19 protein-coding genes are annotated in these 14,335 nt (G+C 66.4%); 1 reads left to right on the forward strand and 18 read right to left on the reverse strand.

The genetic code is table 11. The annotated features are described in order from the left end of the window. Nucleotides 1–6 precede the first annotated feature (6 nt). Nucleotides 7–180, forward strand: a complete 174-nt coding sequence (locus tag BJ984_RS17370; protein ID WP_179549076.1) for a hypothetical protein — start codon at nt 7–9, stop codon at nt 178–180. Here the strand turns inward: BJ984_RS17370 and BJ984_RS17375 are convergent. The 18 genes from BJ984_RS17375 to BJ984_RS17460 all read right to left on the reverse strand — a co-directional run bounded on the left by BJ984_RS17375 (nt 177) and on the right by BJ984_RS17460 (nt 14,324). After that, the gene (locus BJ984_RS17375; RefSeq protein ID WP_179549077.1) at nt 177–509 is read right to left on the reverse strand and encodes a hypothetical protein; all 333 of its coding nucleotides are present in this window, start codon (nt 507–509) and stop codon (nt 177–179) included. The genes BJ984_RS17370 and BJ984_RS17375 overlap by 4 nt on opposite strands. After that, nucleotides 506–1,219, reverse strand: coding sequence for a hypothetical protein (locus BJ984_RS17380; RefSeq protein WP_179549078.1), 714 nt, complete (start codon nt 1,217–1,219; stop codon nt 506–508). The genes BJ984_RS17375 and BJ984_RS17380 overlap by 4 nt, the downstream gene beginning before the upstream one ends. Before the next feature lie 8 nt (nt 1,220–1,227). Further along, entirely contained in the window at nt 1,228–2,970 is a 1,743-nt protein-coding gene (locus BJ984_RS17385; protein ID WP_179549079.1) for a right-handed parallel beta-helix repeat-containing protein, read from the reverse strand. Between the two features lie 12 nt (nt 2,971–2,982). Further along, the gene (locus tag BJ984_RS17390; RefSeq protein ID WP_179549080.1) at nt 2,983–4,182 is read right to left on the reverse strand and encodes a hypothetical protein; all 1,200 of its coding nucleotides are present in this window, start codon (nt 4,180–4,182) and stop codon (nt 2,983–2,985) included. Further along, on the reverse strand, nt 4,179–4,541 hold the full coding sequence (locus BJ984_RS17395) for a hypothetical protein (RefSeq protein ID WP_179549081.1): 363 nt from the start codon (nt 4,539–4,541) through the stop codon (nt 4,179–4,181). The genes BJ984_RS17390 and BJ984_RS17395 overlap by 4 nt, the downstream gene beginning before the upstream one ends. After that, on the reverse strand, nt 4,541–5,731 hold the full coding sequence (locus BJ984_RS17400) for a hypothetical protein (protein WP_179549082.1): 1,191 nt from the start codon (nt 5,729–5,731) through the stop codon (nt 4,541–4,543). Before BJ984_RS17400 ends, BJ984_RS17395 begins: the two co-directional genes overlap by 1 nt. Next, nucleotides 5,728–6,237, reverse strand: a complete 510-nt coding sequence (locus tag BJ984_RS17405; RefSeq protein WP_179549083.1) for a hypothetical protein — start codon at nt 6,235–6,237, stop codon at nt 5,728–5,730. Before BJ984_RS17405 ends, BJ984_RS17400 begins: the two co-directional genes overlap by 4 nt. Continuing rightward, nucleotides 6,234–6,656, reverse strand: a complete 423-nt coding sequence (locus BJ984_RS17410) for a hypothetical protein (RefSeq protein WP_179549084.1) — start codon at nt 6,654–6,656, stop codon at nt 6,234–6,236. Before BJ984_RS17410 ends, BJ984_RS17405 begins: the two co-directional genes overlap by 4 nt. A gap of 3 nt (nt 6,657–6,659) precedes the next feature. Then, entirely contained in the window at nt 6,660–7,028 is a 369-nt protein-coding gene (locus BJ984_RS17415; RefSeq protein ID WP_179549085.1) for a hypothetical protein, read from the reverse strand. Continuing rightward, on the reverse strand, nt 7,025–7,345 hold the full coding sequence (locus BJ984_RS17420; protein WP_179549086.1) for a hypothetical protein: 321 nt from the start codon (nt 7,343–7,345) through the stop codon (nt 7,025–7,027). Before BJ984_RS17420 ends, BJ984_RS17415 begins: the two co-directional genes overlap by 4 nt. A gap of 65 nt (nt 7,346–7,410) precedes the next feature. Next, the gene (locus BJ984_RS17425) at nt 7,411–9,078 is read right to left on the reverse strand and encodes a phage major capsid protein (protein WP_179549087.1); all 1,668 of its coding nucleotides are present in this window, start codon (nt 9,076–9,078) and stop codon (nt 7,411–7,413) included. Next, on the reverse strand, nt 9,075–9,476 hold the full coding sequence (locus BJ984_RS17430; RefSeq protein WP_179549088.1) for a hypothetical protein: 402 nt from the start codon (nt 9,474–9,476) through the stop codon (nt 9,075–9,077). The genes BJ984_RS17425 and BJ984_RS17430 overlap by 4 nt, the downstream gene beginning before the upstream one ends. After that, the gene (locus BJ984_RS17435) at nt 9,476–10,384 is read right to left on the reverse strand and encodes a phage portal family protein (protein ID WP_179549089.1); all 909 of its coding nucleotides are present in this window, start codon (nt 10,382–10,384) and stop codon (nt 9,476–9,478) included. Before BJ984_RS17435 ends, BJ984_RS17430 begins: the two co-directional genes overlap by 1 nt. Before the next feature lie 180 nt (nt 10,385–10,564). After that, entirely contained in the window at nt 10,565–10,771 is a 207-nt protein-coding gene (locus BJ984_RS17440) for a hypothetical protein (RefSeq protein WP_179549090.1), read from the reverse strand. A gap of 2 nt (nt 10,772–10,773) precedes the next feature. Next, a complete protein-coding gene (locus BJ984_RS17445; RefSeq protein WP_179549091.1) occupies nt 10,774–12,417 on the reverse strand; it encodes a hypothetical protein in 1,644 nt (547 codons plus the stop codon). Nucleotides 12,418–13,108: 691 nt separating this feature from the next. After that, entirely contained in the window at nt 13,109–13,360 is a 252-nt protein-coding gene (locus BJ984_RS17450) for a hypothetical protein (RefSeq protein WP_179549092.1), read from the reverse strand. Further along, nucleotides 13,360–13,725: a hypothetical protein gene (locus tag BJ984_RS17455; protein ID WP_179549093.1), complete on the reverse strand. Its 366-nt coding sequence runs from the start codon at nt 13,723–13,725 to the stop codon at nt 13,360–13,362. Before BJ984_RS17455 ends, BJ984_RS17450 begins: the two co-directional genes overlap by 1 nt. Next, nucleotides 13,722–14,324, reverse strand: a complete 603-nt coding sequence (locus BJ984_RS17460) for a helix-turn-helix domain-containing protein (RefSeq protein ID WP_179549094.1) — start codon at nt 14,322–14,324, stop codon at nt 13,722–13,724. The genes BJ984_RS17455 and BJ984_RS17460 overlap by 4 nt, the downstream gene beginning before the upstream one ends. Between the last annotated feature and the right edge of the window lie 11 nt (nt 14,325–14,335).

A 14,335-nucleotide genomic window follows, 5' to 3' on the forward strand; every position in this document is an offset into this window, starting at 1 on the left:
TCGGGCATGACACCCTTCGAGCTCATCGGTTACCCCATCGCCGCGGTCATCACTTTCGTGGTGCTCTACTACGTGGTTCGGGGAGCCATCCTGTCGGCCTTGCGGGAGCACACGCGCACGAGCACCACGGCGGTGTCTCTGGTCACGTCGAAGTTCCACAAGGCCGACAGCGACGCCTAGAGGCCGTGCTTCGGCCCCACGTTGACCTCCACTTCATCGGAGGTCGGCGCGGTGCCCCGCTCGGCCAGCAGCCGGGTCAGGCGGATGTTCTCGTTCACGATGGCGCTCGTGGTGCCGTTCGTCTGCCGGGCGATCGTGTCGAGCTTCTCGCCCTGCTTGCCGAGCGCGTAGAACGTGCCGGCCGCGGAGACTGCGAGGCCGAGCACGGTCACGAGCAGAGTCGTGAACGTGGCCGACGCCTCGGGCTTGATGATCAGAATGACGACGGCGCCCGTCAGGCCGACCGCGGCCAGGATGATGAAGCAGACGAATACGACGGTCTTGTTCACGCGTTCACCTCGGCGGTGATACGCGAGATGGTCTCGGCCTCGGCGTCGGTGAAGGTGTCCGGCTCGAAGTCGAACGTCTTCCCTCCCGACTGGCGGCCGTAGAGGGCGCGCTTCATCAGGTCGAACTCGTCGGGGCCGAGCCCCTTGCGCTTGCCGGTGATGCCGACGACCGCGCCGACTCCGCTCGTGAACCAGATCAGAAACATGGGTACTCTCCTTCGGATTGGCCGACCGGGGGTCGGCTCGGGGATGGACTCGGGGGCCGGGGTGGCCTCGAGCGATTGGATACCGGCGATCGGGTTGCCGCCGTAGTCTTCGGTCCAACCCAGGTAGCCGCCTCGGCGGGCTCGGGTGATCGACTCGATCGTCTGGGTGGACACGGACGCTGCGCCTGCGTAGTCCGTGGTGCGGCACCAGCCGTCACCCAGTGAGATGACGATGTGACCGGCGGTGTTGCCGGACGGGCCGGTCTCCCAGTAGCAGGGCACGCCGGGGGGCGGGTACATGTCGCCCTCGTGCTTGTAGTTCGAGAAGTAGTAGCCGTCTTTCGCCTCGGTCCAGGCGCCGTTCGGGGGGCCGCCGTTGTCGCCCAGGCGGGAGCCGGGGCGGCCCATGGCCCAGTCCACGAAATCGAGGCAGAGGCCGGACGCTCGCCACCTGCCGATGCTGAGGGCGCGATCAATGGAGGCGGACGGGTCGATGAGTGTCATGGTGACTCCTAGACGGTTAGCAGGTTGTCGGCGGTGGTGTAGCTGAATTGGAAGGTTCCGGCCGTGGCACCCACGGCGGTGGCGCGGAGCACACTGTTCGAAATCGCGAAGGTGAAGGACGGGTCATCGACGGCCGCGCCCGCCACAAGACCGAGTTGGCTGATCACGTTCACCTGTTCGGTCGTGGCGGTTCGCGCCACGTGCAGCACGTAGCTGCTGGTCTTGGCGGAGCTCGACTGAGTTCGCTTCACGGTGACGACGAGAATCCCCCCGAAATGGCCGGTGAGGTTCGCGGCGTCTTTCAGGGTGGCGACGTTCTGCACCTGGCCCGCGGTGAAAGTGACGCTGGTCGGGCGCTTCGAGGCCAGGGCCGACCACGGCCCGAGCCGGGAGTAGGACGAAATGCCGGGGCTGAGCGGGTCGAGGCGGATCAGCTGGCCCTCGGCGGTGTTGTGGTGCAGGCCGACGTCGGGGAGCGGGCCGGTGTATCCGGCGTCCACGTAGATGAGTGCGTGCGTGATCGAGCCGATCGCGGGCGGCGCCGGGGTGATAAGCGACGGCCCCCAGTAGGTCGGGGTGTCGGCTTCGTACCGGTTGACGTTGCCGGTCAGGTTCGGGGTCGGGCCAGTGCTGCGGTCGTCGGTGGTTCCGGGCACGCTCCACAGCTCGACGCCGTGCCGGGTCGGGAGGGTGATTCGGTTGTTCGCCACGACGATTTCGGCGGTGCCGAGGCGAAGCACCTTAATGCCGGATCGGAGGTCTTTCTGACCGGGGCGGGCGCACCAGTTGTCGGTGACGTTCACCCCGCGGGCGTTGTCGAGGTAGATCGATTCCAGGCCCGCTTCGAAGAGGTTGTTTCCGTGGATCTGCACACCGTTGGACGAGCCAATGTAGATGCTGTGCTCTTTGGAGAGCAGCCCTGCGGGTAGCGGATCGTCGTTCTTCGACAGGTAGCCGGTCATGAAGGTGGTGTTGCCGAGCACCTGAATACCGTCCACCTGCTGGAACCAGATATTGGTCACCTGGGCGCCCAGGATCATGTTGCCGGTGACCATGCAATCCGAGATCGCGGCGTCCTTCCACAGGTTCGAGTCGCTGCCGTTGATGGGCTTGGTGCAGGTCTCGAATTTGTTCGAGAAGACGCGGATACCGGCGAGAGAGTGGAAGGCGGCGCCGAGCGGGGCAGCGATGTTCACCCCGTAGTCCCCGAAGGTGAATTCGTTGTCGTAGATCGCGACCTGGCGGGAGTTCCGCACGGTGAGGCAGTGCCGGTTCGCAATGATCTTCGTGTAGCGCCACACCATGCCGGTGACGACAACGTTCATGTGCTGCACCGGGTTGTAATCCCCGGCTTCCACCCCGGCTTTGCCGATGATCATTTCTTGGATCATTCGGGCGCGGTCACCGATGACTGACACGAACGGGTCTTCGACCACGAACGGCGACGCCGACCAGTATCCGGCGCCCTTGGCGGGCGGGAAGTACAGGGCGCCCCCGGTCGAGCCGCGCGAGCGGAGCTCGGCTAGAGCAGCGAGGATCGCGGGGCCGTCGTCGTGGCTGAGTCCGGCGCCGGTCGCGCCGAAGTCCTGCACGTTCACCCGGTTACGGAGAAAGCGGGTTTTGTTGACAGCCGCGACCGTGCGAGTGATCTGGTTGATCAGTTCGGAAAACTGACCCTGAGGGGCTAAGTCGGCCTCTCCGAGCATGAGGAGATTCGACTCCGGGTCGATGTATCCGGCTCCTGTTGCCATGGTGTGTCTCTCCTAGTTGTCGTCGGGTAGGGCTTCTACGTCGCGGGTGGTGATGGACATTCGGTCCTCCGGGATGGTCCAGGTGATCGATCGGACCCGGCATCGCACGAGAACCTGCGGAACGATCACGTCCAGCTGCATGCCGGGGCTCACCCGGTAGTCCGAGACGGCATCGACAGGCACGGCGCGGCGGCGGCGGGCGACCTGAGAGAGGATGCGGGCGGCGGCGCCACTGCCTGGAAACGGGCGCTCATAGCGGACGACCAACGGGCGGCGGGTGTCCTGGCCGGGCAGCTGTGCGGCGTCGTAGCGGGTCTGCCGCTGCCCGTCGCTATCGGTCCATTCGTAGATCACGAGCACCGACTGGGTTACCGTGCGGTCCATGTCGATGCGCTCTTGCACCGACACGACCGTGGAGGCGCCCGAGAGGGTGGCTGCCTGAGGGAGAGCGGCAATCGGAACGGCCGCGCGCCGAAGGGTCCAGAGGCCGTTCGGTTCGCAATAGAGCAGCAGGTCTGCGCGTTGCAGGATCGGGCTCAGGTACTCAATCGCGGTGGTGCCGGTGCTCCAAGGGTTCTCCTCGCGCGAGAACGTGGCGGTCTCGGCGTTGTCCGCCGTAACCGCGACCTGATCGAACGCGGTCGAGGATAGAACCCAGTTGACTAGATCGAGAACCTTTGTCATCCCGGCCGGGGGGAATAGTTCGGGCACCGTATCGGAGGCGTGGGCGCGGTCCTGCAGCACGGCGTCGAGAGTGGACACCCCGATGGTGACGGTGCCCGCTACCGGGTCTGTCTCACGCGATCGAACCATGAGGCGCGGGAATCGACGCCGTACGTCATCGGCCGGTTCCGCTTCGCCGCCGTAGCCGAACGTGCGGAAGAACGTTGACAGGTCGGACACCGGCTCGTCGCCCTGCGCGGCCGACACGTCAGCAACGCCCCAGTGAACCCTCGAGAAATCGCCCAGCCGGAGAGCGGTCCCATAGCTCTGCGTCATGTCCAGCCACATGTATTGGGTGCCGTCGGGATCGAGAGCGGCGAGCTCGGGGCAGGTGTCGAGGTCAAAGACGAGTTGGCCTTGGCCGAACGGTGACCACGACTCATCGAGGGTGAAACTGCCGGATATGGGCGAGCGATGGAACTCGGGGCCGCCCTCTACGATCAGCCATGCTTCCCAGCTGTGAGAGCTCACGTCGGCGTCGCCGATCACGGCGCCACCGCCTGAAAATCGACCGAGACGATCCACCGGCTGCGTGTCTCGGGATCGAGTGCAATCTCGATGCGCCCCGTGGGGTGGTAGGTCATCCCGGCCGAGAGACGGTCGCTGTCCGCGAGAGTCAGGGCAGAGCCGAGCGAGTGCACGAGCTCGGCGGCGGCGGCCTGCTGCTCGTTGGCGAAGAGTAAGCGGAGGGTGCCGCTGCGAAGGGTCGCGGGGCGGACGGTCACGGCGGGGGATGCGCTACCGACAAGCGGGTGGATGTTGTTCCGGGCGTTCAGGGTCCACGTGTAGCCGAGAACGAGAAGAGGGCGGAGCACGTAGCCGCCCGCGGACGCGGTGATGGTGATCATCAGTAGACCTGATTTCCGATTCGGGTGATCTGGCCATCGACGTTGATCTGGATCGTCCGGCCCTGCTGTCGAGTGATCGCCGCTTCCAGCGCGGAGTCGTCCACGTCGATGCGAATTGTGCGGTTCGGCGGGAGCGCGTTCACCTTGTCGATGACGCCCTGAATTTTGGCGCTGGCACCTTCGCTCGCGCCGCCCGCCTGCTCCATGGCCTGTCGGTAGATGTCTACCTTCGCGGAGGCCGTCTCCGTGCTCGACGCCACGCTGTCGTACCGGAGCCCCATCGTTTCCAGCGTGTTGATCTGAGCCGCGAGGGTTTCATCCTCGGTCGTGGTCGTGGCGATGTGTTCCTGCTGCTTCTGCTGCAACTCCGTCATTTTCTCGGCTCGGACGGTCTGGACGGCGTTCAGCGCCTCCGTATCCCCGGCCATGGCCAGGAGAACCGTGGACAGCGATACGCCCGTGTCAGCGGCGTCCTGCTGCGCCTGGGCGTATTCGGCGGTGTTCTTCTGGATGTTCTGGATGCCCTGGGAGACGAGCTCGGTCGAGAGGAAGTCATTGCCGGACTGGATCATGTCGTCGTACATGTCCTGCACCCGCTGCTCGTTCTGGTCGGCGCCCGAGCTAATTGCCTCGACCAGCAGGCCGAATCCCACCGCGCCCGCGATGCCAGCCGCAACACCGGCCGGACCGAACCCGACGAATGCGTTCGCGAGGGTCTCCTGAATGAGGTCGCCTACGTCGCTCACTTCACGGAAGCTGGCGGCGGTCTCTCGGGCGCTCTGGCGGGCCTCGTCTTTGAGGTCGTCAAATCCGTTCTCGGCCTTGTCGGTGCCGCGCTTGACGTTGCGCGCCAGGTCGTCGCCCGCCTGCTTGGTCTCGCGCTTCGCGGTGTCGGCTAGCTCTTTGAAGCTGCGTTCGCTGCGCTCGTTGTCCGAGCGAACGTCACCGCTGGCGCGCCCACTGGCGCGGGTCATGTCGCGGAACGAGTCTTCTACTCGTTGCAGAGCGGCCTCGCCCTTTTTCCCGCCGTCTTTCAGCCCGTCCGCGAGCTCATCGCCCGCCTTCTCGCCGTGCTTCGAGAGGTCATCGAGGCTGTCAGCGACCTGCTCAAATCCGGCTTCCACGTCGGATGCGCCCGCCTGAAATTTGCGGACGTTCATGGCCACGTCTATTTCGACGCCCTTGGTCATGACTTTCCTTCCAGGCCGTCGCGGAAGGTGCGGACGGCGGTCTGTGCCCAGAGGGCGGCAATACGGGGGATGATGTCGGCGGCGGCCTGATAAACCACGTAGCCCTGTCGGCGGCGGAGTCTCAGCTGCTCGGTGGTGCGGCGGGTGACCGTGTACGCCTTGCCCTTGCGGGAGCGGGTCTGATAGGTCACCTGCTTGTTGCGGTTCGCGCCGAACTCGGCGGCGTAGTAGGTCTCGGACGGCTTCAACCCACCCGAAAGTGACCGGCCCACCGTGGCCGATTTCAGCTTGATGTTCTGGTTAGACACCGCGACTCGGGAGGTCTCCACGAGCACCCGGTGCTCGAGTCGGGTCTCGGCGTGCTGGGCGAGCAGCCGCTGCCACTCGGGGGCGATTCGCTCTTTCGTATAGCGGCGGATGTTGCCCTGAACGGCTTTGTTGGCTCGACGGATGGAGAGCACGAGAGCTTGGAGCTCTCGGCTCTCCATCGCGTCGATCTGGATCATGCGGCGGGAGCGGGAACGATCTGCGGCTTGCCCTGGCAACCGAGCGTCACGGTGCCCTCGGGGACGGCGCCGATCGCGCCGCCGATCGCACCGGCCGTGATCACGATGTCGGCCGTGAACGTCGGCCCGATGCCGTTCTGCGGGGCGAAGATACCCGGAACGGTCTTGCCCTCGTTCGCGTGGAGATAGAGCGCGAGGCTACCGGGGGTGACCCAGTCCTGGGCGAACGTGAGGCCGCACGTCCAGGTGGCGGGACTGACATCGGTGAACGTCGAGTCGGGGGTGCCGCCCTGCCAGGTGACGGTGCTCGCGGACGGGGTGAACGCCGCGGACGAAACCGCGCGCTCGAATCGCTTCCCGTCCAGCGACACGATGATGTCGCGAAGAACGATCGGCTTCACTGCGATGGGGGCTGCCATGGGTTACTCCTTGGGGGTGATGGTTTGAACGGTGAGGTCGTACGCGAAGTTCTCGTCGGGGCCGTAGGAGACCTTCACGGCGGACTCGAATTCGAGGGCGGGCACAGTTTCGAGGCGCCGAATCAGGTCGGGCACGAGCGCGTCGAGAGCATCCTCGGCTCGCTCGGGGTCAGTGAGCTCGGTCACGATGGTGATCACGAACGACACGCGGAGCCATGCCAGCGGGGCGGACGGCTCGGGGATGATCGAGGACTGCTTGATCACGATGGTGGGACGCTCGATGACGCCGGGATCGCGCTGCACTCGGACGATCTTGTGATCGGGGAGCAGTTCGGTGAGGGTGTCCACGATGAGGGCGCGTGCCTGGGTCATCCGATTACCGGCACGTTGCTCTTGGGGTTGAGGCGCTGTTTCACGGACCAGTCCAGCGGGTGCGGGGTGATGACGAAATCGCCTTCGCCCACGGTGCCGCCTGGTGAGACGCGCTGCGCGTTCCACAGGTTCTTCGTGTGTTGCAGCTGGCCGAGCCGGTGGCGGGCCAGCACCGGGTCTCCGGTCTTCCACGAGAGGTAGTGCTGCACCTCTTCTAGAGCGGAGTCCACGATGAGCTCACACACCTCCACGTCCAGCGGGGCGTCGGCCCACACTTCGCGGATCGAGTCTTCGTCGTACCACTCGCCTTTCGGCATGTGAGCTCCTTTCGAGGGTGGAACACGGGCGGCGGGGCGTGGGGCACCCGCCGCCCGTGGGCTGGTTAGACGGTCGCGGCGGTGACCAGCTGAAGGCCGCGGGCGTCGTTGACCATGGTCGCCGCGTAGCCGAACGCCGCCTTGTCGACGCCACCGCGGGCGAGGTCGAGGGCGTCGACGCGGATCGGGACGCCGGGGAGCTCGCGCACCGTGACGGCCTCGCGGGCGCCCACGAGCACCTTCCCGGCCGGGATCGTCGCGGACGGGCGCAGGATGAACCCGGACAGGTCGCCCTCGGTGAGCCCGAGCGCGGCCGTGAGGTAGCCGAGCACGTTGTTGTTCGGCGTCTTCAGCATCTGCTTGTAGAGGGCCGGAGCGAGCAGCGCGAAGGTCGGCAGGGTGCCGGTCGCGGCCAGGGCCACGGCGCCGTCGATGACCGCGGAGGCGGCCGAACCGATGTTCGCCGTGCCACCGGGCAGGGTGGTAAGCGCGTCGGCGGCGAGCGGGGTCGCGCCGGCCAGGATCGAGGTCGCGACCTTGGCGTCCGCCCAGCGGGCGTAGTCCTCGGTCACGGCTGCGGCGTAGGACTCGAAGAACCCGGCGACCGGGAAGTCCACGAACTCGCGGGCGATGTCGTGGCCCACGGCGTAGCGGGAGGCGGTGAACTCGGCGGGCGCGACGGTCAGCACGTTGGAGGGTACGTCGGCCTTGTTGCCGTCCCAGTCGCCGCCGTGCGGCTTCGTGGTCCACTTGAACCCCGTGCCCTTCAGCGCCGTCAGGTTCTCGTGCGTGAACAGCGGCAGCACCTGCTGCGTGTACTTGAGCGCGGTCCAGATTTCTCCGATCCACTGGGGCTGCCCCATGACGGGGGCGAGGCCGCCGACGCCATCGAACTTCACATCCGAGAGGGCGGCGAACAGGGTCGCGCCGTTCTCGCCCTTCAGCTTGTCCGCGAACTCGTCATCCGAGATGCGGCCCTCGGCGCGCGCGGCGTAGAGGGTGTTCAGGGCGGCGAGGGAGAGACCGGGCTTGGCGCCGGTCGTGGTGGGCTTCTTTCCGGCGAGCAGCGTGTCGGTCACTTGGGTTTCCTCCTGGGAAGGGTCGGGGGTGGGGTCTTCGATGACGGTCGTTTCCTTGATGGTCGTGGTGTCGCCGTCGATGGTGGTCGTGCGGGTGGTGGTGCGCTTGTGCTTCACGCCGTCTTCGTCCACGAACTCGTCGCTGAACTTCTCGGTCGTGGTCTTGGGGTCGCCGCCCTCGGTGGGGGCGGGGTCGCCCTCGCCCACGTCGGCGGCGTAGAGGGTGGCGGACGGCCACGCGCCCTCCGGGACGAACGCGGCGCCGAACAGGGTGCCGCCCTTGGCCTTGCCGCCCTCGATCACGAGGTTCTTCACCTCGGCCGAGAGCTTGCGGCGCGCCTTCGGGTTGGTCTTGTCCGCGATCTCGGCCAGCAGCTGGTCGCCCTCGGGGTTCTTCCCGACCAGGAACGATGCGACGATGCCCGCGCCGGTCTGGACGGCGGTCATGAACCGGGCGAGCGGCTGCTCGCGGTCGTGGACGCTGTTCGCGGCGAGCACGGACACGTCACCGGGGATGGTGATCACGTCGGGCTCGACGGTGAATTTCCCCAGGTTGGTGTTGCCGAGCTCACCGAACGGGAGCAGCAGCCCGGACACCACGCGATCCTCCTGCGCGGCGTAGAGGGTGCCCGCGGTGATCTTGACGTCGGTCACGCCTGCACCCCCTCGGCCTCGGCGGCCTTGCGGGCCTTCTTGCTGATCGGCTTCCAGTCGTCACCGCGCGGTTCGAGCAGGTACCGCTCGAACCGGCGGGCCTTGTCGATGATCAGCTGGTCGGGCACGTTCGCCCCGGCGTAGTAGTTCGCCGCGGCGACGAGCGCGGCGGGCCGCGGGTCGGGCACGTAGGCGTCGAGCACGGCCGCGAACTCGGCGGGCGTCACGCCGTCGTCGCCGTCCTCGGGAGCGGCGGGCGCCTCGACGGGCGCCGGGGTCTCGGCGGGCGTCTCGGGCGCCTCCACGGCCGCGGTGCGTCCGCCGCGACCGCGAGGGATCGGGGTCGGCGCGGCGGGCGTCTCGTCGGGCGTGATGGGGTCGGGGGTGGTGTCGCTCATTAGTCCTCCACTGGTGTGCCGGTCGGTGCCGGGGGGTTGTACAGGTCGTACTTGTCGAAGCGGATGCGCTGGCCGCGGGGCACCACGTCATCCATCGACAGGCGCGCCTCGATCGGGGCCGTCCAGAACGGCAGGTCGAGTTCGTAGAACTGGTTCCGCTCGCCGTCCTTGGTCGTGTAGGTCAGCGAGTCGATGCCGCTCGTGCCGTCGAGCATCGATGCCCGCACGTTCAGCAGTGAGCCGATGTCAGTGCGGATCGCGTTGCGACCCTCGGTGAACAGGTCGGTCTGAACCTCACCCTCGACCAGCAACTCGATGCCGGGGGGCGTGTAGCCGATGGCGCCGTTCACGGAGCGGCGGGCCTTGGACCATGCGTTGACGAACTCTTTCACCTGCTCGGGGGTCAGGCTGTCGTCGGTCTGGTGCAGGTTGATCAGCGGGAGCGGGTTGCGCATCCGGCCGACCCATGCCTCTTCGGTGTCGCGGGCGCCGCGTAGAGTGCGGCGGCCGATGTTCAGCAGCCCCTCGAACGGGAAGTTGAACAGAATGAACTCGTCGGCGCTGAGAGCTCGGTTCTCGGGGAGGTAGATCAGCTGGTTGTCGGTGACGGTCCAGTCAGTCGTCGGGCACCAGGCCGCGTTCAGCAGCGGGCCACGCTTGGCGCCGGGAGCGACCGGGCCGCGCTCGGTGAGCCAAAGCGAGTAGCCGTAGAAAATCCCGTCATCGACTGTCCACGTCATGCGCTCGTAGGGCGAGACGTTGCTGTTCGTGCGGTACATCCACGTCGGCTGGTCCTTCACGAGCCCGTTCACGTCGAGGGCTCGCATTGGGAATCCGCACACGGCGGTCACGAGCAGGTTGCGGGCCTTCGATACGGCCGGGATCGCGATCGCGTCGCCTCGGGTCATCGGCAGAGATTCTGCGAAGTCGGAGCCGAACAGTTCCGAGAGGGACACTTGTGCGAGCGAGGCGCCGTCGCTGAACGGTGACGCGAGGCCGGTCTGGTTCGGCGCTGCGAGCACATCGAGTGTGCGCTTGCCTAGGCCGAGAAAATCGAGGAATCCCACGAGAGAAAGACTCCGGATCAACTAGACCTTTGGTGGCACGCTTGCTTTTTCTCGGGCGCGTCGCGCGATCTTGTTGCGCACGGTGAACACGTTCGGGTGGCACTGCGCTTCGTGGCGTCCGGCGCTCTCCCGGGCTTCTTCGCGTGACCATGCGCACGCGAACCACGACGAGCACTCGGTGCAGAACACGGTGACCAGCTCGATCGTCACGTCGTAGAAAATCGGCACGGTCAGTCCCCCATAATCGGTTTTGCGTCGTCCAGCGGTCGGCTGAACCACTGGTCCCAGTTGCGGAGGGCGCGCACGCCCGCCATCAGCGGTGTGATGTCGTTCCCGTCCTCGCCGCCCTTGGGCGAGTCGAATAGCCACACGCCCGACTGGTTGCGCACTTCGCGCTTGGTCGCGATCGTCATGGCGCCCTCGATCGGGTCGAGGTCATCCTCGGCATAGCTAATCTGCAGGGTGCCGCGTTCGAGGTCGCGCATCATCTGCACGCACCCCTTCGCGGTCTCGGCGTAGGTCTGCCGTCGAAGGCGCGGCTTGGGCCGCTTCGCGAGCGCCTCGGTAGCGGTGGTGCCGCCCTCGCCCATGTCGTCGTACGCGATCGTGGCGGTGCGGTAGCCCTTGGACAGAGCGACGAACATGTCTGGGAGCCAGAGCGTTCCGGGGCCGTGCTCGATCGTTTCGAGAAATGCGCGGCCGCGGTGGTCGCGCCATGCGGCCACAACCGCGGCGGACGAACCGTTGGGCTTGACGTCGTAACCAAACGCGACGCGCTCGGGGACGGTCGGCCATTTCTCGAGCGGACGGCGAGCCTTGATGACGAGCGCGGGCGGGATGACGGACACGCCGAACGTCTCGGGCCAGAGCGAAAGGTACTCGCGCGCCCACTTGGGCTTGTCGGTCATCTTCCGCCACCGGGCGCGCATGCGGGCCTCGGTGGTCAAGGTGCCGATGCCAGGGTGCATCGAGAGCAGCAGCGCAATCGCGGTGTCTTCGCTCTTGATCAGCTGCCAGTCCACGTTTGGATCGACCGCGAAGTCCAGCCCGCCCATCTCGGGATCATCGGCGCGGAGGTCTTTCAGCTGGGACCAGAGCGCCCCGGCTTTCACTTCGCCCGCGGTGCCCGACACGACCAGCTTCGGTTCGTCGCGGGTGTCTTGCAGCGGCAGGATGCCAGCCAGCAGCGCGTCGCCATCCTCGACGGGGATGTCCTGGCCCTCATCAACCCAGTTGATGTCACCGGCCTTGCCTCGGTACGCGGCAGGGTCGGGTTTCAGGATCACGAACGATGACCCATTGTCGAAGTAGATACCGGCACGGGTGTTGCCGGTGAGGATGTCGAACCCGCGCGACTCGGTGACATCCGGCGCGTCGTCGTCCTCGACGGGCACCGGCACGAGCTCGTCACCGAACAACGCGATCTGTCGCCGCACGGCCTTCGGCTTGGCCTTGACCTTCGGGCGGGCGACGCGCATCCACTCGGGGCGGTCGTCGTCGGGCGGGTTGATGCGATCGAGCATGTCAAGCTTCCACTCGTTGATCGCCTGAATGCCGTTGATGCCCTTCTGCGCCGAGAACGTCACCTTGTAACGCGGCCGCGACACGCACCGGCCGAGACACCAGCCCAGAATCGTGGTCGTCTTGCTGCTGCGCCGGGGCATCTCGACCACGGCCTGTTCGTGCTTCGCGTTCAGCGCGTCGGCCACGAGCAACTGCTGCGGCTGGATCGGATCGAACGGGATCGGGCGGGCGCGGAGCTCATCGATCGCGGCCTGATCGTCCAAGTCCACGAGCTCGAATCCAAGCAGCTTCATGCCTGCCAGAAACTCGGCTCTGAGCTCGGGCGTATCGTCGGTTTCACCCAGCCACATGGGCGAAATCCCGCGGGCTTTGGTCTTTTCCCAGAGCGTGTTTTGTTGGGGAGAGAAAGTCGTTCTGCCTACAGGCGGAGGTTCGGACGAGCTCTCAAAAACGACCGCCGAAGCGACCGCGCTCACTCGTCGGAGTCCGATCGGCCGCAACCACGGCACCAGCCACCCCACACGAGTGACCAGTGAGTATCGCGGCTGCCGCACGAGCCGCACGGGTCACCCGCCTGCCACGCCCGGACCGTCACACCCAGCGGCGCCGCCCCCGGTAGCTGTCCTGCTCCCGCTCGGTCCGCTTCGCCCGGTTCGTCATGGCTGCGCCCAAGCGGCCACCGGCTACCTGATTGCAGCGCCTCTTGCACCACGGGCACATCGAGTGCGCTGGCCCGGTGTTCTCGTACGTCGGCTGCCCGCCCATCGCCGCGTCCTGCCGGTGCCCCACCTGCCACTCCATGTCCGCGGTCACCGGGTGCGGGCAGTTCGTGCACGTCTGCGGGAGCGTGGCCTTGTGCAGCTTCCGAAGCTTCGGACTGTGCGTGCTCCACTTCTGCTTCCGGTGATGCTGACTCATGGGCTGCCTCTCGGTAGGTCTGAACTTCACGCTCACGCTCGATCGCGCGGTGCCACCCGATCAGGCAGTACACGGCCACGAACACGAGCAAGGCGACGAACGGCAACCCGGTGTCGAAGATGATCACGAGCGGCCCTCCAACTCGTAGTGCAGGGTGAGCGCCTGACTCATGGCCATGAAGGCGACGATCTCCAACACCGATCGATCGAGGCCGACCAGGCACCCGTTGATGAAGTGTTCGAGCATGGCGGGCTGAGCATCCGCGGGCGCCTGCCGGATGGCGGCCAGCGTGCTCATGTGCTCGTTGATGAAGGCATCGGCCTTCTCGAAGATGAACTCCTCTTCGGCGTACGTGTTCGTGGTGCGGTCGCTCATCAGTTGGCCTTTCGGGTCTGGGCGTAGGCGCGCTTGGCGGCCATGGTGTCGCTGGGCTTCGGGACGCGGCGCTGAGCGCGCGACTCGTGGACTGCATCACTCATCCGTGCTGCATCAAGTGCGAGCAGGAGGCGGTGGGCGGCTCCGATCCAGAGCAACCCCGTATCGGTGTCTGCCTGTCCGCCCTCGACCATGGTCGCGACGAATCGAAGCTGGGCGGCGGTCTTGAGCAGGGCGTCGGACTGCTCGAAGTTGTCGAAGGTCTGCTCTGCGTCGAGGAAGACGAGAGCGAGCCTCCGAAGCTGATCGGGCGCCTGCTCGTGGGCCTTGTGAGAACCGTTGATGGTGATGGTGAGGTCGTTCATGCTGCTACTCCGATCGAGACGGGTCGCTCGAAGCAGTGGACGCACTTGCCACCCGCTCCTAGCTCGTGGGTGTAGTGCTGCCAGTCGCCGGGGCAGCGGGCGTCAGCCCAGCGTGCGACCGGCTTCGCGGGTTCGTGCGCTCGCGCACGGTCACCTACGTAAGGTTCTTTCTCTAGGTCTTGGTTAAGTAGTTCTCCTGTTCCCAGTGGAACCGCAACGGTCCCCCCTAATGTCCCCCCTGCCTCCACCTGTGGATAACTCTGTCCCCCCTCAATTTCGGGGTCGTTGTCGAGCTCGGGAGCGAGGTCGATCTCGGGCTGGGCGTACATGCGGTGATAGCCGAAGTTGAGGTTGTAGACCGTGGGTCGGTAGCCCGCGCGAAGGTGCGCCACCAGGCGCTGGTCACCCTGCCGGATGAGGTCGAGGGATTCGAGCTTGCGGAGGGCGCGTTGCACGCTCTTGGGGTCGCATCCGAGCTCGCGGGCCATGTCGGCTTTGGATCGGAACGCGCGGCTGCCGTCCACGTCTGCCACGTTGCAGAGCTTCAACAGCACGCGCTGTTCGAGGTTGGTCGCGATGTCGTAGGGCAGCTGGTCCATCCAGTCGCACG

This window comes from Herbiconiux flava (assembly GCF_013409865.1).
Taxonomy (GTDB): Bacteria; Actinomycetota; Actinomycetes; order Actinomycetales; family Microbacteriaceae; genus Herbiconiux; species Herbiconiux flava.